Below are 22,607 nucleotides of genomic sequence, written 5' to 3'. Positions count from 1 at the left end.
AATGCACGGCAATTTAAGCTGGATGGTAAACGGGAAAGGGCATATCCACGAGTCCTTAAAATGAGCAAAAACAAGTTTCCGGTTAGACCAAAGAAAAATGCCGTTCACTCTTAAGTGAACGGCATTACGCTTAGGCGGGATTTTTTATGGCGTGGTTTAACGCTTAAGTTCTTTTAATTTCCATCAGGATTTGTAGCGCGCGCTCACGTTTGTCCTGATCATACAAATCGTTAGTAAAGATAAACTCATCGACACCCAGCTCCCTCACTATCATCTCTAAGCGGTGCTTGATGGTGGTGGGGCCTCCGGTGACGGATAAGCCTAAGAAGTTATCGACATAGGTTTTTTCCTGCTCGCTCCACAGCCCGTCCATACTGTTCACGGGTGGTTTTAACCACAGCGCTTCGCCACGGATCAGCGCAAGTACCCGTTGCTTGGAGGTGGTACTCAAGTATTCGGCTTCGGCGTCCGTCTCGGCAGCGATTAGCGGCAGGCCAAGCATGACATAGGGCTTATCCAACACCTGAGATGGCTTAAAGTCGCGGCGGTAAATCTCAATCGCATCGTAGAGGAATTTTGGCGCAAAATGCCCTGCAAAGACATAGGGCAAGCCGCGCTGTGCCGCAAGCTGGGCGCTAAACAGGCTTGAGCCGAGTAGCCAAATCGGTACATGGGTGCCTTCGCCGGGAATCGCTCTGACGGGATGATGGCCATTGTAGTCGCCGAGTAAGGTTTGTAACTCGCTCACCTCGGCGGGAAATTGCTCCGCGCGGCTCATATCGCGGTTAAGGGCGCGGCTGGTGATTTGATCGCTCCCTGGCGCGCGGCCAAGCCCTAAATCGATACGTCCAGGATAAAGACTTTCGAGCGTACCAAACTGCTCGGCAACCACTAGGGGGGCATGGTTGGGCAGCATAATCCCGCCCGCGCCGACGCGAATGCGTTTAGTATTCTCGGCAATATAGCCAATTAATAACGATGTTGCGGCGCTGGCGATACCGGGCATATTGTGGTGCTCGGCAAACCAGAATCGATTAAAACCTAAGTCATCGGCAACCTTAGCGTATTGCAGGCTGGCGCGTAGCGTGTCTCCGATGCAGGCGCCATGGCGAACAGGTGCAAGCTCTAACAGTGAAAAGGGAATCTCCGCCAGAGGAGATTTAGCCGCGGGCACAGCCTGCGATGGGATGACAGATGATGTTGATGTGGATGATGTAGCCATAAATTAAGCGCCTCTTTGCGTGTGTCAGCTCTGTCGCAACGGCCTTATTTGGTGTCCCACGGATGAATGTGGTGGGCGCTAAAGCGATTGTTCTGTCAGTGCTGATTGAGTCTTACCCTAGGATATGGTGACGTATCAACGATAAACAAGCTCAAGGCTTTAGCTTAACACTGAGTTAAAATTGGAACCGAACATCTTAGTTTTGCAAACAGGGGTGAAAGCCTTATCCCAAGCCGATGCATGAAAAATCAGCACAGAAAGTTCAGATTGTTTGGTGATGAGCAGTAACCTAAAGGTATAAAAAAACTGCCGCAAGCGGGGCTTGTCGGCAGTTTTTATCGCTCACATATCACTTATGTGAATGAAGGATTATTGCTCGGCTTTCACATCACGTAGTGATGCCGCCGCGTTATCTTCAATGCTGTTATGGGCGTGATGACTTTCTGTCAAACGGCGCATTAGCGGTAATACGGCTAAGGCGATAAAAGTACAGACCACGGCCGCAATACCTAATTTATTGAATAGATTGGTATAGACGGGCAGAGTTTGCAGTGGATCGACTAAGTCCTGTGGCACGCTGGCAAAGTTAGCCACAACGCCGCCCAAGTACTGGGAAATCCCCGATGCCACGAAATACGCGCCCATCATAAAGCCGCCCATACGAGCCGGTACGTAGCGGGCGATCATGGCTAAACCAAGACCACTGACCAGTAATTCACCCAAAGAGTAAGAGGCATAACCCCAGATCATTACCCAAGAAGAGGTTTTACCCTCAACGGCAAATTGACCTGCAAATCCATAGATAAAGAAGCCAATCGCGACAACCGCAAAACCTAAGGCAAACTTAGCGGCAATCGAAAAGTCTTTATTATTGCGACCAGCCCAAGAATAACTCCAAGCTAAAACTGGGCTTAACACCATGATCCAGATTGGGTTCAGTGCTTGGAACTGTGCAGGAGACCAAGTCCATAAATGAGTGCCAAAGACTTGGAAATCCCAATCTACGTTACGCAGCGCAAACAGGGCCAGCGAAGTCGACATTTGTTGATAGAAGATAAAGAAGAAGACGGTTTGCACTGTGAGGATAAGCGCTGCTATAAGGCCTGCACGCTCACTTGGCTCACTGGTACGAATTAAGTGGAAGAAAATCCCTAATACTGCCACACCCGCGGCATACACGAATACTCGGGCAACATCTTCATATTCAAGAATAATGGCCGAAGCAACAACGGAAAGTGCCGATAATATCAATACGAGCGCAAGATTCTTTTTGTTGACGGGGCGAGTATCAGGCTCTGAACCATAGTTGGCGAGGCTCTTATACATCAGGGCATAGTTACCTAAGCCGACGATTAGGCCCACACAGCACACGGCAAAAGCGGCATGCCAGCCAAATTCGTTACCATATTGCGCGTTAACATAGTCCTTAATCCAAGGCGTTAACAGCATAGAGAAAGTCGAACCTACGTTTACCGCCATGTAGTAGATGGTAAAGGCGCTGTCGATCTTAGAGTCATCACCTTCGTAAATCTTACGGACTAGGTTACCGGCATTGGGTTTAAATAGGCCGTTACCGACCACAATCACCCCAAGAGCGGAGAACATAAACCAAGTGTTTTCGGTCGGCACTGTCATCAGGGCATAGCCGACAGATAAAATCCCCGCACCGAGCAACATAGTGCGTTTGGTGCCGAGAATTTTATCCCCAACCCAACCACCTATGGCTGGCGACACGTAAATCAGCGCCGCACAGGCACTCCAAACTAAGTTTGCACGGGAGTCATCAAAGCCAAGACGCTGCACCATAAAGTACACGATCAGCGCTTGCATGCCGTAATAACCAAAACGTTCCCATAATTCGATAAGTGACACAGTCATAAACGAATGTGTCTTGCTTACCTGATTGGTACCAAGAGTCATAAAGCTTGCTTCCGTTATTGTTGTTTTGTGTTTAAGGCCAAGAGTATAAGGCGATAGCCTGCGCAAACCAATGCCACAACGCCAAAGAATAGACTTTGTTACAAATGAAATCGGTGTTTTTAATCTGGAATTAATTTTTGTAAAAAAGTGTGGCTCGCTAATCTTTGTGGTTTGTGAGTTTGGTCATATTTGCGTTCATCGATTTGGGATAAATATCAAATTGCCACCTATTGGGATAAAGGTCGCAATTGGCCCTAAATCTGTCGGTGAAAAGTTTTACTTATAGTTAACAATTCACTATCTTAAAGACTGGTAATCCCGACGCAGAGTGCTATTTTTTAAATTAGTCAGCAAAAATAAAAATGAACTAGATCAAAATAATTAGGCTCTTGACCTTATATTTGGAGTTTACTCGATGAAGCATTTGTCCATCAGTACTAAGTTGTTGTGGATCACTTCCGCCTTATTTCTCTCAATAGTGGCTATTCTCTCCATCAGTCTATGGTGGACCCTCTCGGATCAAAATGCTGAACTTTCCTATCAGGTTCAAGAAACATTGCAAAAGGAGACCCACGATAAGCTTGAAGCGCGAGCGGGCGAATATGGCGAAATGGTCGCAGGTTTTATCAACGAAGCTTATCGGATCCCTTATTCCTTTTCAGGCATACTTGAAAGCACGTCCGAAGAATTGCCACTCAAGCGTGATCGTTTAGAACTCGCTGTGGCTGCTGTGCTAAAGAAAAATACGCAAATCTCGTCAATGTATGCCCAGTTCGAAGCTAATGGGTATGATGGACTCGACAGTGAATTTTTAAATGTTAATGTCAGCCATAGTGTTGCTTCATCGGGTGCATTAGAGGTGTATTACACTCGCAATGATGATGGCTCGGTTACGCACAACCAAGTTGATGATTCATCGGAAAAATATAAAACAACTCTCAACGAGTTTGGTATACGAGATGCTGAATGGTTTTTATGTGCAAAGGAAACCCTAAAGCCTTGTTTAATGGAACCTTATCTCTACGAAATCACCCCTGGCAATACAGCGTTAATGACGTCGTTAACGGTTCCAGTACTTAAGCATAAACAATTTATTGGTGTGGTTGGGGTGGATCTCAACCTACCAGTATTCCAAGTGTTAATTGATAAACTGTCTAAAAGCCTTTATGACGGCCAAGCTAAAGTGACTTTGCTCAGTACCCGTGGTTTAGTGGTTGCCGCAAGCCACTACAGTAAAAAGGCGCGTCCGTTAGCCGAGTCTATTGACCCCAAATTGGCAACACAAATTGTTGGATTGCATAAAAATGGCGGTTATATGGCAAATGACGATGAAATTATCGTCGCCTATCCGATTAATATTCCCCTTGCCAACGCAGAGTGGTCACTTGCGATTCAAGTCCCTAAATCAATGGCACTCAAGAGTTCGATTCAACTAAATGAAAAAATGGACGAAATGGCAACATCACTTGGCAGCATCTTATTGATTGTTGGCCTAGCGGTTTCCATTCTAGCGGTTGTTACCATCAGCATAGTGATCCGCAGCGTGATTGCACCACTCAAAGTCATTCAGGGCCGCGTTGAAAATTTAGCCAGTGCCGATGGCGACTTAACACAATCGATTGAAGTCGATTCACACGCAGAACTTATCGCTCTGGGTAAAGGATTTAATTCCTTTATCAATAAACTTAAGGATTTAATCTCCGAGCTTAAAGCGTTGGCAGGGCGGACACAGGAGGAAAGTTTATCCTCTGCAAAAATTGCAGAATTAACCCGCGATAGCGTACATCGTCAATATGGTGAGATTGAGAGTGTTGTGACTGCGGTTAATGAAATGAGTGCTACAGCCCTTGAGGTTGCCAAAGCTTCTGAACAAACCGCTGCCGAAACAGAGGCTATGTCACGCAATGTACGTCTCAGTGAAGAGAGTCTGACTAAAGCAATGGATTATGTGACTACTATGTCGCAAGAGTCTATGCAGGCTAAAGTCGCCGTCAGTAAAGTGGCTGAAAGTAGCACTAATATTAGCCGTATCCTCGAAGTGATTAGCTCCATTGCCGCGCAAACAAACTTACTCGCCTTAAATGCGGCTATTGAGGCTGCTCGCGCAGGTGAGCAAGGACGGGGTTTTGCGGTGGTTGCCGATGAAGTAAGGGCACTTGCCTCCAAAACCCAAAGCTCCACTGACGATATTAGCGTGCTGATTGATGCGCTCCAAAAAGAGGTTCTTAGTGCATCGGGGATTATTGATAAAGGTGCTGAGCGTGCACAAATGGCCGTTTCGCAAACGGAGCAAGCGCTTACCTCCCTTAATTCTATGGTTAGCCAGATTGAGGAGATTTCAGCGCAAGTGACCCATATTGCTGCGGCGGCAGAGGAGCAAAGTGCCGTTACTGAAGAGGTTAATCGAAATATTACTGGCATATCCGACTCAGCCTCTGAACTCGCTCGTCTTGCAGGCGAAGCACAGCAAAGCAGCGTCGTTCTCGCCGAGCTGGTGAAACAACAACATCAGCAATTAGGTAAGTTAAAAACCTAACCAGATGGTCAGCCTCCTACTATTTAAGGTCTGACAGGTTTTCTAACCTTATCAAGGCGCTAACGTGGTTATCAGTTAGCGCCTTTGTTTTTGCTTTAATTGGGCCATTACCTAAAGGGACAAATCGAAATCGCGTTTGAGTTAGTTATCGGGAATGAGTCGCGTTGGTATGAGTGAGTGTCGACAGATTGCAGAAACAAAAAAGCCCATTATTAAATGGGCTTTTTTGTTGAATTTGGTGGTGGCCCCTCACGGACTTGAACCGTGGACCTAACGATTATGAGTCATAAAAATGGCAAGATTTAATGAGACAATAAAATAATCTAATGAGACATAAAACTTAGTAAGATTAATGCTTTACTATGTTGCTGGTGGTCTTGTATTGTTCTGTTTTATCTCACTCAGTCTTGCCACTACGTCACCCGTTACAGCAACTGTAACACTAGGCTATGGCAATGCTTTAACTCAAGGCCATGCCATGACAACAAAAGCCCTCACGGAACGCGAAGTCAAAGGAGCAAAACCCAAAGACAATAAGTATGAATTAATCGACTCATCCCGCGAGCGTGGTGCAGGTCGTTTAGTCATTGCTGTTTACCCTTCAGGTGCCAAAGTCTTTTCGTTCAAATATCAAATTGACAGTAAGCGGCAATATGTTCAATTGGGCCGTTACCCCTCAATGACGCTTGCACAAGCGCGCGAAGTTTCTCAGCCGCTAGCGGGTATGTTAAAGCAGGGGCTTGATCCAAAAATTGAAATTGAAAAGGAGCAAGCAAAAGAAAAGGCCGCTCAGCAAGTCGAAGCAAAGAAAGGTAGCCTAGGCCAGCTATTTGAAGGTTATACCCAGCAAATGAAGGTTGATGGCAAACGAACCTTTAAAGCCGTGTTACATGCACTTGAAGCGGAAGTTTACCCTATAGTAAAGCCTGAAACTAAGGCTAAGGACGTCAGCGTAGATGACATTAAGTTGATTCTAGGGCGGATCATTCGCAGAGGGGCTGCAGTTCAAAGCAACCGTATTCGCTCATACCTTAGTGCCGCTTTTAACTATGGTCTTAAGCATGATAACGACCCTGCCAAAATGGGCTGCGATGTGTTATTTGGCATTGGCTTTAATCCTGTACTCGCAATACCAAAGCAGACTGCCGCCGAAAGCGTTGGTGAAAATTATCTGACCTTTGATGAAACGCGAGAGTTATTGGCAGTGCTTGAAACCCGCGAAGGCTTTAGGATGGGGTTTCATGTGGCAAAGTTAATACAGCTTTGTTTGTATACGGGTGGGCAACGTCCCTACGAGCTTGCCGCTAGCCGATGGGATGCAATTAACTGGAATGAAGCGACCCTTGAAATTATTGCTGATGTTTCAAAAAACAAACGTGCACACCTGTTACCTTTGGTTGAGTCTGCAATAACAATCCTTGAGCAGCTTTATGCTGAAAGAGATCCATTAAACCCCTTCATTTTTCCGCATAAATTCGACCATAGCCAGCACATGCGGCTTGATTCCTTATCACAGAGCCTTTGCCGTTATCGGGAAGCTAGACCAGACGCGAAGCACTTTGTCGCTCGTGACATTAGGCGCACCTGTAAAACGCTTATGGGAGCATTAGGCATCTCTAAGGACATTAGAGACAGGTTACAAAACCATGCCCTTAATGACGTATCTAGCAAGCATTATGACCGTTACAGTTATTTGCCCGAAAAGCGCATAGCTCTTGAAGCATGGGAAGCAAAGTTAAATGAGGTTGAGCAGGGTAATGTTGTTAGTTTGAGGTTATGTCATGCCAAATAAGAGAATAATTAATGCTGGCTCTGATGGGTTTTCATCCACAAAAGACATAACGGTGTTATTGAAAAGACTTGCAAAAATGATTTCAAAATTAGAGCTAATAGATGATGTAAATATTCCCGATGACATAGGAGGGATTAAACGCGAAATGCTAGAAAAGGCTAATGACAGTGTTTTACATTATCGAGATGGGAAACGTCTGACTGTGCTCAGTGATATGTTCAAAGGAATCGTAACAGATCCTAAACTACTGGAGATTCATAATTCGCTACTTGCCGCAGCATTATTGGCAAGAGCGTGCGGTCTTGAAGGGATGTACTCTTATTACTACAAGCAAAGTTTTGTATTAATTGAAAAATTTTTAACTGAAAGGCTGGCATCTGTTCAGCATTCTGAAAAAAGAACAACTTCATCGCAGACGAATGCTAGAGCGTTAGCTAAACGATTTTGGACAAAATCCCCTCACTTCACTTTGAAAAATGTATCCGAATTGGTGGCTGGTGAAATGAACCTTGCTCCAGTGACAATAAGGCAATACATATCCGATTTGAACCCACGAAAAGGTCAGCGTGGACGCCCAAAAAAGTAGGTGGTCAGTAACTCCCTTTTTTTTATATCTCAAAAATGCCTCATTCTTAAGTTGTCTTTTTAAGTAACAATGAGGTTCCACACATGACACAAACTAATCAGCTACAACCGCTTATCAGCTATAAGCAAATGGAAGTACTTACAGGCCGCGATCGTCGCTCTATTTGGCGTTGGTGGGCTAAGGATAAAACTTTTCCGAGACCATTAATGAAAGGAGGTGTCGCAGTCGGTTGGACGGTCGAGCAATACAATGGCTGGCTTTCAAGCTTGGAGGCACCCAACCATGAATAAGGCAAAAAAATGCCGCTACAAGTCTGGCAGGACTTTAGCGGCTTGGTTGAAAGCCCGATTAAAAAGCTATCAGGCGAAGCATAGCATGTCTGCAATTCAAAGCAAAAGTTGGAGGGTGATATGACTTATCTAACTTTTAAGCAACCTAAGCAGCGACCAACAGCCACAGTTGAGAATATTAAAACCTTGCTCAGTGCAAAGGGAGTACAGTTTTACCTCGACCGCCATACCTTAGTAATGATTTATGAAGGTCAGCGTTACAGAGGTGAAAGGCTTAACTACCAAATCCGAGAAATAGCAATTTTAGAAGGCTTTAAAATTGTTAACTTAACTCAGGCAATCAAGTATGCCATTGAAGAGCTATGCGATTATCACTACCAATTAAGGGAGGGGACAAAATATGAAGGATAATTTAATTCGCAATGTCACCTCGCTCTCTAATGGTAATTGGTTAGGCATACTCAATAGCTTATGTGGTGATATTCACTATAACAAAGCGCAACCATGCCCCAATTGTGGCGGCCATGACCGTTTTACCTTTGATGATTTAGAAGGTCGCGGGACTTATGTTTGTCGTGGCTGTGGTAGTGGGGATGCGTTGTCGCTGGTGGCAAAGGTGCATAGCGTAAACGCACGAGAAGCGGCTTTAATGGTCGCGCCTTATGTAGGGCTTGATATGGCGCAGCCTATTGATGCTGAGCGTGTAATACGCCACCAGCAGCAATCCGAGGCAAAACAAAGGCAGCGGCAGCAACAAGCGTCCAAACGGCGCGAAAGGGCGGCTCAGTATGCCAGTGACATAGCTAGAACGTGTTGCCGAATGGCGACTGGGACAAATGGCTATCTCCAACATAAAAACGTTAAACCCTTTGGCTCGCTAGAGTTAGCTAAACAGATAAAGGTTAATGGCATTTGCTTGGCTGAGGGAACGTTAGTTATTCCTGTTTTCAATCCGTCAGGGTTAAGCAGTTTGCAATTTATCACTACTGATGGGAGAAAAATCTTCCTTGTTGGTGGGCAGATTAAAGACGGTATGTTTCCACTTTGTTCACAGATAGCACAAAGCGGTGATATTTACATTGGCGAGGGGTTTGCCACATGTGCAGCAGTTGCCGAGGACATAGCAAATAGCCAAGTCATATGTGCATTTAATGCTGGCGGGTTAGTCGGTGTAGCGCGAGCCGTTAGACGATCTAGGCCACAGGCGGAAATTATCATTTTGGCAGATAACGATCTAAGCGGTGCGGGTGAGCATTACGCAAAAGTGGCCGCAATTGCTGCGAACGGTAGCTACATTATGCCGAGGGCTTGCTAATGAATGAACAAGCAAAAAGCACTGATTTTGCTGATCCTCATGGACGGCAGCAACTGAATAAGTTAACCCCCATTAGACCCTTAGCTGGTGGCGTTAGTAATGATTTAATCAACCATAAAGCCCCCACGTTAGACTTGCAAAGTCTCGCTAGTCATTATGCGCTGGTAAGGTTTGGTGCTGAGGTTGCACGGTTTTATCAGTTTCCTGTCAATACGGCTATATTGTCGGTAATGGGCATCTTATCAGGTTATGCAGGGCTGAAATATTGCGTGCAATATCCGAATGAACAACGCTTACCGATAGGGCTTTATGTGGTAGGAGAACAGCCTCCAGCAGCCGCTAAAAGTTCGGTGCTACGAACGGCAGCAACCCCCTGCCTTAAAGCCATAAAAGGGGTAAATGAGAGTCGCAGAGATGCTGCAACTGACGATGAACCCGCTAAAATCCTGCGAATATTAGGCTCAAATGCTACCCCCGAGGCACTAGAAACAGACTATGCCAAACAGAATGACGGTTATTTCTCGCTGTTTAGTGCGGAACAAGGGCTAAGTGATGTGCTGTTAGGCTTAACCAGTGACCGCAAAGCGGATAATGACCTGTTATTAAAAGGCTTTAATGGTGAGTGGCATAGTGCTAGTCGTGTGACCCGCCAAGGCTATCAAGGCTTTGTTCACGGTGCTGTTACCTTGTTAGCGCAGTCAGGCAGCATTGATACCATTCTTGCCAAAAGTAACGGTACAGGCATCGCTGAGCGCTTTTTAATGGTGAGTGAACCCACCTTATTAGGCCAAAGGCAGTTTGGAACGAGTAAACCCTCAGCGATTAATGACAAATTGCGTGAAGATTACGCGAAAGCCGTTAACGACATAGCAGACTGGCTACTACAGACTAACCACTATCCCGCATTAGATAATTTGGTCAGTTTGGAAATTGAGCCAAAAGGCTGGGAGGCTATTGCTAATAAGCAGCAAGAAATTGAACCGCTGCTAGCCGATGGGGCGCTTTATTCTCACGGCATTTTGCGCGGTATCTTTGGAAAAATAGACATTCAGATAATGAAATTGGCAGCAACATTGCACATTGCTGAAAGGCTAATGATGGGGCAAGAGGTTGGCGGCTTTATTCCTTATTCAATTGTCATTGTCGCAATTAATATGGCTGAGGCGTTAGCGGCCAATGTGCGACAGATATTGGAAGAAAAGGGAATGATCGGAAAGTCAGCCGAATGTGAGGCAATTCTTCGAATGTTTGATAATGCCCAATGCAAAACTGAACGAGAAATTATCCAAAGTCGCAGCAGGGTAATACCGTTCAAGGATATGACGGGGAGTAAGTCGGATGCCATAAGAGCGGCACTGAGCGAGTGTATTGGTCGGGGCTTTCTTACCATATTAGCGGGGACGCCAGAGCGCTATCGTATGGTTTAGCCTGCCAATAATTAGAAGTCACGCCCCCAGTAATGGGGGTTTTTGTAGGTGTTGTAACCATTACAAAAACACCGCAACATATAAAAGCCTTATTTATCAATAGATAATTATTGTTTTTATTGGTTTGTTGTGTTGTTGTAGGTGATACGCTTGTCATGGGAATAACATAGCGCTTGAATAGAGATAGTAGCTACAACAGCCACAACACTACAACAAAAAGCATTTAGTTATTTAAATTCATGATGTTACATGTTGTTTATCTAGTTCAGTAGGACTACAACAGTTTGAATATGGCTATCAGCAGCCAACTATTTTGGTAAGGCCAATAGTGAAAATTATTCGTTGATACTTACAGCTATTACACTCCAATATCCACCAGTGCGGCCACTCACTGAGCACTGATAGTGGTTTCTAAGCATGGCTCCAAAACTGTTTTGTGCGTCTACATAACCATTAACCACAAAAGTAATTTCTTTATCCCCGCCAGTTTTTAAAGACATTTTGGTTTTCGTTACTGATGTTGCTGAATAGGTCGAAAATTCAGCGGTAGACGGTGCTTTTAGTCGTTCAGAAACGGCATCTTTACATTGAACATACGCCCCTATTTCATCGGGGTCTTTTGGTGTTACAGGGCTACATCCAACAAGAAATAACCCCAACGGTAGAATTAAAATACATTTTTTTAGCTGCGATAATTTCATTTCGTACTTAGTTCCCTTTGTATTAAAGTCATTATCTTATCATTATCTTATCATTATCTTATCATTATCTTATATGGTTGAGGTTGCTTTTTTCGACAGCGTTGAATAGTTGTTTTCTGAAATCTCTAATGAGCTTTTGAGTGTTGGGATTGAGTTTTCTTACCTAATAAAAAAGGCTATTTTCGCTTGGCGAGTTTAGCTGTTAGCTTGGCAATTCGTTTTCCGTAATTGTCAGCCCCCTCGCCAGTGCCTTAATGTGGTCTATCCTTATGCAATGGTTTTTCGGCACTCAGTAGCCTGATATTTTTAAAGTTATGTTCGAATAGTGAGGGGTTTTCTCACTCATAAAAAAGCGGCAAGGTTTTACTCTTTTTTAAATACTCCAAAAAACCACTGTGGCGTTTTCTTACTCATAAAAAAAGGCTGCAAGATTTTTTCATGGTCAAAAAGGTATTAATTGGAAGTCACGGGGAGGGTAAAACTTATGGCACTCGTTAGAGGCTTAGAACTTGGCACCAGTTTTGTGACACGTTAGGGGAGGGACATATTACAAACGTTAGAGTGCCATTCATGGAAGGATAAATGGCTTTTAAAAAGTGGGGAAGGTATCGGCTTGAGTCACACATTAGTCTATTTTCTGACACGTTAGATGCTCCACTTTTCGGCTACTTCAAAACATAAAGGGGCGCAGTTCGTCGAAATAGTGGGTAGTGACATTAAATCTCTAGCTATTTGGTGTTGTGCGGACTTTGGCTATCTTTTTCTTCGCTAGCTTTTGGTTAAGTTTGTCGATGCGTTTTTCATAATTATCTGTCCATCCTTGCTTTAGAGCTTGCTTAGATATTTTTAATGCACCTTCAAGATCGCCTTCTTTCTCAAGAATAATCGCTAGTTGCTTGTAGCCTGTATGTGAGGGCAGCATTTGAGGTTCGTCATAATAAGGGTGTTTCATACCCGTTAACTGATGAAGCCGTTTTAATTCTTTAGGTTTTTCGGGGTGACGAAATTTGTTGGCTGTTTTATCGGCTATGGCTATTTGCATTAAACACAGCTCTTTTGCCCTTTCGTAGTGGTCGAGTTTTTCCCGCAACGCGTAGTGATGTTTGATAAGTGATGCAAGGGCTAGGTGCATATCTATCAGATTGCTGTTAGTCGACTTGAAACATTGGAATAACTCGCTTTCAGCTTTGATTTTGAGTATCTCTTTTGCTGGAGGTAATGCTATGTTCGATAAAGTAATCAATAGACCTAATTTACCTGCCCCATCGCTAAAATACGTATTATCAACGTTCTGGTAGATACCATAATTATTAGCAATTTGCTCCCTTTGGCTAGGAGTTAGTGCTTGTAGCCACCAGTCTTTAAGATGATATTTATCTAATATGTCCATTTTCCACGTCTACAAGTTTGGTGCCATTAACGGGCTAATGTTAAGGGTTATCAGCTATTTTATTGTGCTTTGTGTGTTCAAGTTCATGTTCATTGGAGTATGCGTTTCAGCAAAGTTAAGAACAATGCCATTTCTCAGTAAAATATCAAGCGTATGAATAGTAAAATCAGAGGTGGTTTTCATTGTTAAGGCCTGAGTCGAAGCACTGCCCTCTGTGTAGCTATAAATCCATTTTACATCGGTTTCATTTATAACAGTCTTAACTTGTGGTTGGCCTAAAAGAGCCACTAATTCACTATCAGTTGTTTTGTTTTTTACTATTTTAGCTGCTTGCTCAGAACTGAAATTAGTCCCTACGTTCATGTTTGAAGTATATGTACAAGCGGAAAGCGTCAGTAGAACCGCAATCATCCCTATTAATTTCATGATTATTCTCATCCTTGTAAATGTCCCCCATGACCATACACGGCGGCTTTTAATAAATGCACAGTATAAAGATTACGAGTTCTTGGCAAGCAAGATAAATTCTAATGCGAGTTTAAACACTACGTCATCCGTTACAGCAACTGTAATGCCTAGATACGAAAAAGGCGTAGCGGGTACTAACCTGCTACGCCTTATCAGAATTGGTGGCCCCTCACGGACTTGAACCGTGGACCTAACGATTATGAGTCGTGTGCTCTAACCAACTGAGCTAAGGGGCCTACTAAAGGCAATCGTCATCACCTAAAGCGAGTGGCAGTATACTAAGCTTGTTTGCGCTTGTCACCCGTGTTTTTCGATGAAATTCACCGAATTGATTCAATTGGTTATCTGTTAATCAACAGTTGTTTCTGCAAAGGTTTTTTGCCGTGCGATTCATGGTGCAAGGTAATTTAACTCTCTGATTTTGAAAGGGGGTTGAGCTGTATATTGTGCTGGTTTGTTACTCGTTAACTGAATGATGGCGAAAAAAAGCCCCGCAGTGCGGGGCTTAGGCTTAATATTTGGCACTTATCTATTCGTCTATCTATTCGTCTAAGAAGGACTTTAAGATTTCTGAGCGTGAAGGGTGACGCAGTTTACGCAGCGCTTTTGCTTCAATTTGACGGATACGTTCACGGGTTACGTCAAATTGTTTGCCCACTTCTTCTAGCGTGTGGTCGGTGTTCATGTCGATACCAAAACGCATGCGCAGTACTTTGGCTTCACGGGCTGTTAGGCCTGCTAATACCTCATGGGTAGCGCTCTTCAAGCTTTCGCTGGTGGCGCTGTCCAGAGGTAATTCGAGGGTGGTATCCTCGATAAAATCGCCTAAATGCGAATCTTCATCGTCACCGATTGGGGTTTCCATGGAGATCGGTTCTTTAGCGATTTTCAGTACCTTACGGATTTTGTCTTCCGGCATCATCATTCGCTCTGCCAATTCTTCAGGTGAGGGTTCGCGGCCCATTTCCTGTAGCATTTGGCGAGAGATACGGTTCAGCTTGTTGATGGTTTCGATCATGTGTACTGGAATACGGATCGTACGGGCTTGGTCCGCGATTGAGCGGGTGATTGCCTGACGGATCCACCAAGTCGCATAGGTCGAGAATTTGTAACCACGGCGATATTCAAATTTATCAACAGCCTTCATCAGACCGATGTTACCTTCTTGGATTAAGTCCAAGAATTGCAGACCGCGGTTGGTGTATTTCTTAGCGATAGAAATTACTAGACGTAAGTTTGCCTCAACCATTTCTTTCTTCGCACGGCGAGCTTTAGCCTCACCGATTGACATGCGACGGTTAATATCTTTAATCGCGGCAATAACTAAGCCTGTTTCTTCTTCGATGGCGGCCAGTTTGCTACGGCAGCGCTGCACGTCATCCTCAACCATTCTTAAGCCTTCGGCATAAGGTTTGTTTGAGGTTTTTTCTGCATTAAACCAATCGAGATTGGTTTCGTTACCAGTGAAGAACTTAACAAAGTTTTTCTTTGGCATTTTAGCTTGTTCGACGCAAAGCTTCATCAGGAGACGCTCTTGCACGCGAACACGGTCCATCATCGAACGCATACTTTTCACTAAGCGGTCAAATTGCTTAGGTACTAGACGGAACTCTTTAAAAATCTCACCGATCTCAAACAGTGCTTTGATCGATTCTGGATGTTCACGGCCTTTGGCTTCGATGATTTTGAGCGCGTTTTCGTAGGCGGTTCTTAACTGGCTAAAGCGTTCACGAGCCTCTTCAGGATCGGGACCTTTATTACCATCATCATCGCCGTCGGCATCACCGTCTTCGTCTTCCTCGTCTTCCTCATCATCTTCATCTTCAAGATCTTCTTCTGATAATTCAGAACCGATGTGAGTAGCGGTTGGGCCTAAGTCTTCTTCGTCAGGGTTAACAAATCCAGAGATAATATCAGACAGGCGCAGTTCATCGGCTTCATACTGGTCGTATTGCTCAAGGATCATGGCGATCGCTTGTGGGTATTCGGCTACTGAGCTTTGAACTGTGTTAATGCCTTCTTCGATGCGTTTGGCGATAACGATTTCGCCTTCACGGGTCAGCAGTTCAACGGTACCCATTTCGCGCATGTACATACGCACAGGATCCGTGGTGCGGCCAAGCTCACTTTCTACCGTGGCAAGGGCGGCGGCTGCTTCTTCTGCTGCATCTTCGTCTGTGTTGTCTTCCGACATCATCATGTCATCGGCATCGGGAGCCTCTTCGAATACCCGAATGCCCATGTCATTTATCATCTGGATAATATCTTCGATCTGGTCAGAATCGACCATGTCTGCAGGTAAGTGATCGTTCACTTCTGCATAGGTTAAGTAACCTTGCTCTTTACCTTTGGCAAGCAACAGCTTGAGTTGCGACTGCGGAGTATGATCCATAGATATCATCCAAGTTGGGAAACTGTTACAACGACGGACAGTTAGCTCGTGCTAAGTGCCGCGCAAATCGTCAATTATAGCCATGTGCACTTACCTGTGCTAGTCACTGGGATACTGAATGAGGACATTTTTGCCTCAGTTTAGTCCTTTCATGACTGAGATCAGCTTCTGCAGCTGGATCTTTTCTTCCTTAGTATGGGTCTGTTTTAGACTCAATTCCTGATATCGTTGTTCAATATATTGATTGTTCAACCAAACCAGGGTCTGTTTAAACTTTTCGAGCAAGTTTTCTTCCGCCACTTGATGGTCCCATTGGGCTAATTTATGCAGCGTCCCGCTGTGGGGGCTGTCTCTGAATTGCTCAAGTAGTTGTGCGCTGTTTAACTTATGCTCTCGAGTTAACGCCAACAGCAATGGCAGCAAGTCGATGCCTGGCATTTGCAGATGGTTTAATGCTGGTTGCGGAGATAACCCCAGTCCCAGCTCGGGATGCTGTACTAACAAGGCGATGGCAAGTCGCAATGGTGTACCGCGTCCTTTGAGTCCCGTTGATGCTGTGGGCTTAGTTTGTTTGACACTAAAACCCAGTTTTTTCTTCATATCGTCTGAGCTGTTCATTCCTAACTTATGAGCTAAGCTCTCAAGTAGGAGGTTTTGCAGCACAGTGTCTTGAATTTTTTCAATTAGGCCAAAGGCTTGTTTGGCTAAATTACCTTTATCGGTACCGTATTTCGTCGTTAATGTATCAAACAAAAATTCGGGCAGGCTGATAGCACTGTCCATCAGTTGCTCGAATGCGTCTTTACCAATCTTGCGAACCATTGAATCTGGATCTTCAGATTGCGATAAAAACATAAAACGTACTTTATCCCCGGGTTTTAACAGGGGCAAGGCAGTTTCTAAGGCGCGCCAGGCGGCCTCATTACCGGCTCTATCGCCGTCGTAGCAGCAAATGACTTCTTTAGCACTACGCAGCAACAATTGAAATTGTTCAGCTGTCGTCGAGGTGCCAAGCGATGCAACCGCATAATCGACACCATATTGGGCTAGGGCAACGACGTCCATATAGCCTTCGACAATCAGTATTTTGTCTGGATCACGATGACGTTGCTTTAGCTCGTATAGGCCGTAGAGTTCATTGCCCTTATGAAATATGGGCGTTTCTGGAGAATTCAAGTACTTGGGTGTGCCATCTCCCAATACTCTGCCACCAAATCCAATCACACGACCACGGCGGTCGCGAATGGGAAACATCAGGCGGTCACGGAATCTATCGTATCTTTTACCGCTGTCATTGCTGATCAGCATGCCTGCGGTCAGGAGTTTATCCTGTGCATCTTGACTGTGTCGGTAGCGGCTTAATAACCCATCCCAACCGTCGGGTGCAAAACCAATCCCAAAATGCTCAACAATATCATCGGATAATCCGCGATAAGCGAGGTAGTCGATGACTTTTTGCTTGTCTTGGTGTTGTCTTAACTGGGTTTGAAAAAAGCGACTCGCTTCTTCCATTAATTGGTAGAGATCACGGCTTAGGCCATCGTCTTGGCGTTTACCCGTGCCTTGTTCTCTGGGCACTTCTAAGCCCAGTTGTCCGGCAAGATCTTCAATAGCATCGATAAAATCGAGTCTGTCGTACTCCATCACAAAATCGATGGCATTGCCGTGGGCGCCGCAGCCAAAACAATGATAAAACTGTTTATCGCGGCTAACGGTAAACGAAGGTGATTTTTCACTATGAAAAGGACAACAGGCCGAGTAGTTTTTACCCGCCTTTTTCAAGGGCACCTTGCGGTCGATAAGTTCGACGATGTCGGTGCGAGCGATTAGCTCATTGATAAAATCACGAGGTATTGCCATTGAGTGCTTAAAATCTCGCCTTGCGCGAATTTAAACAAACAAGCCGCGCATAGGCACGGCTTGTTCATACATTGAAACGCTAATTATTGCAATTTTGCACGGATCATAGCGCCGATAGCGCCCATGTCTGCACGTCCTTGAACTTTAGGTTTTAATGCTCCCATTACTTTGCCCATATCCGCCATGGAGGATGCGCCTATTTCAGCAATAGCAGCATCGATGAACGCGGCAATTTCCGCCTCAGAGAGGGGAGTAGGCAGGAAAGCTTCAATAACTTGAATCTCTTCTGCTTCTGCTGCGGCCAACTCGCTACGACCCGCTGCTTCATATTGAGCAATCGAATCGCGACGTTGTTTCACCATTTTGGTTAAGACAGCTATAACCTGCTCATCATTCAGAGTTTCGCGGGTATCCACTTCAATCTGTTTGATGGCTGCAAGTGCCATACGAATAGTGCTCAATCTCGCCTTCTCTTTGGCGATCATGGCCTGTTTCATATGGTCTTTTAGCTGATCAATTAGGCTCATAAGAGATTAGTATAAACGTACGCGACGTGCGTTTTCGCGAGAAAGCTTTTTAGCTAAACGTTTAACTGCAGCTGCTTTTGCGCGCTTACGAGCAGTAGTTGGCTTCTCGTAGAATTCACGAGCACGCACGTCGGCTAAAATACCAGCTTTTTCACAAGAGCGCTTGAAACGACGCAGAGCTACGTCGAATGGTTCGTTTTCACGTACTTTAATAATTGGCATACGCCATCACCCCTTAGGTGTAGGTTGTCTGGTTCAATGACTTGAACCAAGTGTATTTAAAATGGTGCGGAATTTTATACCGAGACCACTAGGCTTGTAAAGCCCTAATCATTTCAGCTTGGTTTGGGGGGCTGAATAACGTGATTGTCGGCTGGAGTAATTGTCATCATGCAGGTAGAATTAGCGCCCTTTAAACGTTTTGATTTGAGGCACCATGCGGGTTCTAGGTATTGAGACATCCTGTGACGAGACAGGTATTGCCGTTTATGACGATAAGCTGGGGTTACTTTCCCATGCGTTATATAGTCAGGTTAAGTTGCATGCGGATTATGGTGGCGTGGTGCCTGAACTGGCCTCCCGCGACCATGTGCGCAAAATTGTCCCGCTGATCCGCCAAGCGTTGAAAAACGCCAATACCGACATTGCCGACATCGACGGTATCGCTTATACCAAAGGCCCTGGATTAATTGGGGCTTTATTAGTGGGCGCCTGTGTTGGTCGCTCGCTAGCCTTTGCATGGAACAAGCCCGCCATCGGTGTACATCATATGGAAGGGCATTTACTGGCACCTATGCTTGAGGAAGATGCTCCGGAGTTTCCTTTTGTTGCACTGTTGGTGTCAGGCGGTCATTCCATGTTGGTCAAAGTCGATGGTATCGGCCTTTATGAAGTCTTAGGAGAGTCGGTGGATGACGCCGCCGGTGAAGCCTTCGATAAAACGGCCAAGTTGATGGGGCTGGATTATCCTGGGGGGCCACGGCTTGCCAAACTTGCCGCCAAAGGCGAGCCTGCTGGTTATCAGTTCCCGCGTCCAATGACAGATAGGCCTGGGCTTGATTTTAGTTTCTCCGGCCTTAAAACCTTTACCGCCAATACCATTGCCGCTGAACCTGATGATGAGCAAACCCGCGCCAACATCGCCCGAGCTTTTGAAGAAGCGGTTGTAGATACCTTAGCGATTAAATGTCGCCGCGCCTTAAAACAGACGGGTTATAACCGTTTAGTGATTGCCGGTGGCGTGAGTGCCAACACCCGCTTACGCGAAACCTTGGCTGAGATGATGACCTCTATTGGTGGTCGCGTTTATTATCCTCGTGGTGAATTTTGTACTGATAATGGCGCCATGATTGCCTTTGCTGGATTACAGCGTTTGAAGGCAGGGCAGCAGGAAGACTTAGCAGTAAAAGGTCAACCGCGATGGCCGCTCGATACCTTGCCGCCTGTTGCTTGATATTCTGCGAGTTAATCTAAATAAAAACAGTGCATTAAGCACTGTTTTTATTTATGTATGATAATGCTCAAATGGCTTAGGGCGGAGGAGGACGCTTTTTACGTGATACCTTAGATTCTTCCCCTTTGAGAAGTCGCTGAATATTTTCTTTATGGCGAATGATTATCAGGGTCGAGAGCATCGCAACTGGAATGGTAAACCTATCGTCAAGCCACCAAGTATAAAGTGGTGCAAGCAATGCGGTAATAATGGCAGCAAGGGAAGAGTAGCGGCTAATCAAGACTAAGGCGACCCAAGATGCCATCAAACAGATGGCCAAGTCATCACCAATTGGTGCCATGGCTCCAAACGCTGTTGCAACGCCTTTGCCACCTTTAAAACCAAAAAAGATCGGATAGATATGGCCAAGACAGGCGGCGATTGCGATAAGGCCGAGGGAAATGGCGTCAATTCCCATTAAATAGGCAAGATACGTTGGTAGAGCACCCTTCAGCATGTCGAAAAATAACACCATGGCAGCCGAACTTGCGCCGCCAATGCGCAGCACATTGGTTGCTCCGGGGTTGCCCGAACCCTGCGTTCTTGGGTCGGGAAGGCCTCTTATCCTACACACTAGCACAGCACTTGAGACAGAACCGGCTAAATAGGCGGCCACAATCATCAAAAGTGTCAGTGTTAATTGACTCACATTGGTTTCCTTACACGTCTTAAGGTATTATCGCGCCACAATTTAACGGCCACTTGGCAAGCATTCAGTCATAAGCGATGGCGATTACGCAACTTATCAGGTTGCGATAGTTTCTGAACGAACAAATCCTTTTGGGCGTTATCCTACTTCGGATTGGCCCGAGTAGAAAGTAAATTAGTCGTTCAATTGAACGGTGGATTATACAGACTCTATGGCGTTTAGCTTATCAGACCTCATTGGTATGAGTGAGTAGGAATTAATATGGATAAAGTGCTTATTCGACAATTACGTATTGATACTGTGATTGGCGTCTATGAATGGGAAAAGAAAATTCACCAAAGCTTGTTTTTAGATCTGGATATGGCTTGGGATAATAAGGCCGCAGCGGTAACAGACGATTATCAATACGCGCTCTGCTATGAGACGGTATCGAATCGCCTGACTCAGCTCATTACCGAAAAGCCCATTGAGTTGATTGAGACGGTTGCCGAGCGGATTGCCCAGTGTTTGCTGACCGAGTTTAAGGTGAGTTGGGTAAAAGTGGTGGTGATGAAGCCAGGTGCTGTCCCTTCAGCCGCTTCTGTTGGGGTTGAGATTGAGCGCTCACGTTAATTGAATCTTTAGATTCGGGTTTTCGGTTTGGACGGTTCGGACATTCGTATGGCACGTATATACATTAGTTTAGGTAGTAATATAGAACCCACTCGCTACCTTAAGGCGGGCTTGCTGTCCTTACGGGAATACTTTGGCCCGCTGCAACTCTCCTCAATGTACGAGAGTGAAGCGGTTGGATTTAATGGTACCAACTTTTTAAACATGGTGGTCTGTGCACAAACGAGTCTGAATATTGCTGAGGTAGTTGCGCAGTTTAAGCAAATCGAGCAAAATCACGGCCGGTTGGTGGGGGCCAAAAAGTTTAGTCCAAGAACCTTAGATATTGACCTATTGCTCTACGATGATGTCGTTTGTCAGACCCCTGTGGTACTGCCCCGCGCCGAAATTGTCAGTAATGCTTTTGTGCTTTGGCCTTTAGCGGAAATCGCCCCCAATTTGATTCACCCATTGCAGCTAAAAACCTATGCTGCAATGTGGGATGAATATGATAAAACGTCACAAAAGCTGTGGCCGGTGGCCTTTGAATGGCCTTTTGGACTGACTTTTTAATTGATTGATAGGATTGTCATGGATACGTTTCAGGTAATTATTTTAGCGTTAATTCAAGGATTAACAGAGTTCCTCCCCATTTCAAGTTCGGCGCACCTTATCCTACCTGCACAGCTTTTAGGCTGGGAAGATCAAGGGTTATCCTTCGATGTTGCCGTTAATACAGGTTCATTGTTTGCCGTAGTGATTTATTTTAGGCATGAACTTTGGGCTATGTTTAAGGCGTGGATTGCCAGCATGGTTAAAGGTCAGCATTCTGACGATAGCAAACTGGCATGGTGGATTATTCTTGCTACTTTACCTGCGGTATTTTTTGGTTTTATGGCCAAAGACTTTATCGAAACCCATTTACGCAATGCCGGCGTTATTGCTGTGACAACAGTGGTCTTTGGTTTGCTGCTTTGGTGGGCGGATAAGATGTCACGCCGTGATTTGACGGTTTATCAAACGGGGTGGCGCAAGGCATTATTAATTGGTTTTGCTCAGGCGCTGGCGTTAATCCCGGGGACATCTCGCTCAGGTGCGACGATGACCGCGGCGCTGATGTTAGGTCTTAGCCGCGATGCTGCTGCGCGTTTCTCGTTCTTGATGTCTGTACCTGTCAGCTTAGGCGCGGCTATTTTAGTGGGTAAAGATTTGGCTGAAAGCCCGCTTCCCATTGACTATCAAGCGCTTACACTAGGCACTGTGATTTCTTTCGCTGCGGCTTATCTGTGTATACATTATTTCTTGAAAATCATTAGCCGCATGGGTATGACGCCTTTCGTTATTTATCGTCTTGCCCTTGGTGCTGTGTTGTGTGGATTTATCTTCTTATAATGCACTCGCTCTTTTGCCAAAAAATCGGGTCAAGTACCCGATTTTTGTGTTTTTAGG

21 protein-coding genes and 1 tRNA gene are annotated in these 22,607 nt (G+C 45.2%); 11 read left to right on the top strand and 11 right to left on the bottom strand.

The genetic code is table 11. From position 1 onward, the window contains the following. Positions 1 to 163: 163 nt before the first annotated feature. Positions 164 to 1,222, bottom strand: a complete 1,059-nt coding sequence (locus AEA42_RS01200) for an LLM class flavin-dependent oxidoreductase (RefSeq protein ID WP_231640337.1) — start codon at positions 1,220 to 1,222, stop codon at positions 164 to 166. A 369-nt stretch (positions 1,223 to 1,591) separates the two neighbouring features. Continuing rightward, complete coding sequence (locus AEA42_RS01195; RefSeq protein ID WP_055646724.1) at positions 1,592 to 3,142, bottom strand: oligopeptide:H+ symporter; 1,551 nt, start codon at positions 3,140 to 3,142, stop codon at positions 1,592 to 1,594. Positions 3,143 to 3,557: 415 nt separating this feature from the next. Between AEA42_RS01195 and AEA42_RS01185 the strand changes: the two genes are divergently transcribed. The 7 genes from AEA42_RS01185 (at position 3,558) to AEA42_RS01155 (ending at position 11,088) form a co-directional block, all read left to right on the top strand. Next, positions 3,558 to 5,678: a methyl-accepting chemotaxis protein gene (locus tag AEA42_RS01185; protein ID WP_055646722.1), complete on the top strand. Its 2,121-nt coding sequence runs from the start codon at positions 3,558 to 3,560 to the stop codon at positions 5,676 to 5,678. 352 nt (positions 5,679 to 6,030) lie between these two features. Beyond that, a complete protein-coding gene (locus tag AEA42_RS01180) occupies positions 6,031 to 7,470 on the top strand; it encodes a site-specific integrase (protein WP_197278411.1) in 1,440 nt (479 codons plus the stop codon). Continuing rightward, a complete protein-coding gene (locus tag AEA42_RS01175; RefSeq protein WP_055646721.1) occupies positions 7,460 to 8,056 on the top strand; it encodes a hypothetical protein in 597 nt (198 codons plus the stop codon). The genes AEA42_RS01180 and AEA42_RS01175 overlap by 11 nt, the downstream gene beginning before the upstream one ends. An 83-nt stretch (positions 8,057 to 8,139) precedes the next feature. Beyond that, a complete protein-coding gene (locus AEA42_RS01170; protein ID WP_055646720.1) occupies positions 8,140 to 8,346 on the top strand; it encodes an AlpA family phage regulatory protein in 207 nt (68 codons plus the stop codon). A gap of 120 nt (positions 8,347 to 8,466) precedes the next feature. Then, positions 8,467 to 8,757 carry a hypothetical protein gene (locus AEA42_RS01165; protein ID WP_055646719.1) on the top strand — a complete coding sequence of 97 codons (291 nt, stop codon included), beginning with the start codon at positions 8,467 to 8,469 and terminating at the stop codon, positions 8,755 to 8,757. Beyond that, positions 8,747 to 9,661, top strand: coding sequence for a primase-helicase zinc-binding domain-containing protein (locus AEA42_RS01160; protein ID WP_055646718.1), 915 nt, complete (start codon positions 8,747 to 8,749; stop codon positions 9,659 to 9,661). Before AEA42_RS01165 ends, AEA42_RS01160 begins: the two co-directional genes overlap by 11 nt. Continuing rightward, positions 9,661 to 11,088, top strand: coding sequence for a DUF3987 domain-containing protein (locus AEA42_RS01155; RefSeq protein ID WP_055646717.1), 1,428 nt, complete (start codon positions 9,661 to 9,663; stop codon positions 11,086 to 11,088). Before AEA42_RS01160 ends, AEA42_RS01155 begins: the two co-directional genes overlap by 1 nt. A 335-nt stretch (positions 11,089 to 11,423) precedes the next feature. Here the strand turns inward: AEA42_RS01155 and AEA42_RS01150 are convergent, their stop codons facing one another. The 8 genes from AEA42_RS01150 to rpsU form a co-directional block, all read right to left on the bottom strand. Continuing rightward, complete coding sequence (locus AEA42_RS01150; protein WP_055646716.1) at positions 11,424 to 11,789, bottom strand: hypothetical protein; 366 nt, start codon at positions 11,787 to 11,789, stop codon at positions 11,424 to 11,426. 724 nt (positions 11,790 to 12,513) lie between these two features. After that, entirely contained in the window at positions 12,514 to 13,179 is a 666-nt protein-coding gene (locus AEA42_RS01145) for a hypothetical protein (RefSeq protein ID WP_055646715.1), read from the bottom strand. Between the two features lie 54 nt (positions 13,180 to 13,233). Further along, entirely contained in the window at positions 13,234 to 13,605 is a 372-nt protein-coding gene (locus AEA42_RS01140) for a hypothetical protein (RefSeq protein WP_099457681.1), read from the bottom strand. Positions 13,606 to 13,806: 201 nt separating this feature from the next. Continuing rightward, positions 13,807 to 13,883: transfer RNA gene (locus tag AEA42_RS01135), tRNA-Ile, on the bottom strand. 305 nt (positions 13,884 to 14,188) lie between these two features. Further along, on the bottom strand, positions 14,189 to 16,039 hold the full coding sequence (gene rpoD, locus AEA42_RS01130; RefSeq protein ID WP_086024099.1) for an RNA polymerase sigma factor RpoD: 1,851 nt from the start codon (positions 16,037 to 16,039) through the stop codon (positions 14,189 to 14,191). 135 nt (positions 16,040 to 16,174) lie between these two features. Next, the gene (dnaG, locus tag AEA42_RS01125; RefSeq protein ID WP_037431044.1) at positions 16,175 to 17,899 is read right to left on the bottom strand and encodes a DNA primase; all 1,725 of its coding nucleotides are present in this window, start codon (positions 17,897 to 17,899) and stop codon (positions 16,175 to 16,177) included. A gap of 83 nt (positions 17,900 to 17,982) precedes the next feature. Further along, positions 17,983 to 18,426 carry a GatB/YqeY domain-containing protein gene (locus tag AEA42_RS01120; RefSeq protein WP_037415447.1) on the bottom strand — a complete coding sequence of 148 codons (444 nt, stop codon included), beginning with the start codon at positions 18,424 to 18,426 and terminating at the stop codon, positions 17,983 to 17,985. A gap of 6 nt (positions 18,427 to 18,432) precedes the next feature. Further along, on the bottom strand, positions 18,433 to 18,648 hold the full coding sequence (gene rpsU / locus AEA42_RS01115; RefSeq protein WP_006080725.1) for a 30S ribosomal protein S21: 216 nt from the start codon (positions 18,646 to 18,648) through the stop codon (positions 18,433 to 18,435). 214 nt (positions 18,649 to 18,862) lie between these two features. Between rpsU and tsaD the strand changes: the two genes are divergently transcribed. Beyond that, positions 18,863 to 19,879 carry a tRNA (adenosine(37)-N6)-threonylcarbamoyltransferase complex transferase subunit TsaD gene (tsaD, locus tag AEA42_RS01110; protein WP_037431043.1) on the top strand — a complete coding sequence of 339 codons (1,017 nt, stop codon included), beginning with the start codon at positions 18,863 to 18,865 and terminating at the stop codon, positions 19,877 to 19,879. Between the two features lie 76 nt (positions 19,880 to 19,955). Here tsaD and plsY read toward each other — a convergent pair whose 3' ends face one another. Beyond that, complete coding sequence (plsY, locus tag AEA42_RS01105; protein ID WP_055646713.1) at positions 19,956 to 20,567, bottom strand: glycerol-3-phosphate 1-O-acyltransferase PlsY; 612 nt, start codon at positions 20,565 to 20,567, stop codon at positions 19,956 to 19,958. A 261-nt stretch (positions 20,568 to 20,828) separates the two neighbouring features. On the opposite strand from plsY, the gene folB reads away from it, so the two are divergent. Genes folB through AEA42_RS01090 form a run of 3 tightly spaced genes read left to right on the top strand, consistent with a single transcriptional unit; the run spans position 20,829 to position 22,550 of the window. Next, positions 20,829 to 21,179, top strand: coding sequence for a dihydroneopterin aldolase (folB, locus tag AEA42_RS01100; protein WP_055646712.1), 351 nt, complete (start codon positions 20,829 to 20,831; stop codon positions 21,177 to 21,179). Between the two features lie 48 nt (positions 21,180 to 21,227). Next, positions 21,228 to 21,731, top strand: a complete 504-nt coding sequence (gene folK / locus AEA42_RS01095) for a 2-amino-4-hydroxy-6-hydroxymethyldihydropteridine diphosphokinase (RefSeq protein ID WP_037415460.1) — start codon at positions 21,228 to 21,230, stop codon at positions 21,729 to 21,731. 18 nt (positions 21,732 to 21,749) lie between these two features. Then, on the top strand, positions 21,750 to 22,550 hold the full coding sequence (locus AEA42_RS01090) for an undecaprenyl-diphosphate phosphatase (protein ID WP_037415463.1): 801 nt from the start codon (positions 21,750 to 21,752) through the stop codon (positions 22,548 to 22,550). Positions 22,551 to 22,607: the final 57 nt, after the last annotated feature.

The sequence above is a fragment of the Shewanella sp. Sh95 genome, from assembly GCF_001308045.1.
Lineage (GTDB): Bacteria > Pseudomonadota > Gammaproteobacteria > Enterobacterales > Shewanellaceae > Shewanella > Shewanella xiamenensis.
Note: the sequence above shows the minus strand (reverse complement) of the source record. Positions and strands in the feature narration are given on the sequence as shown.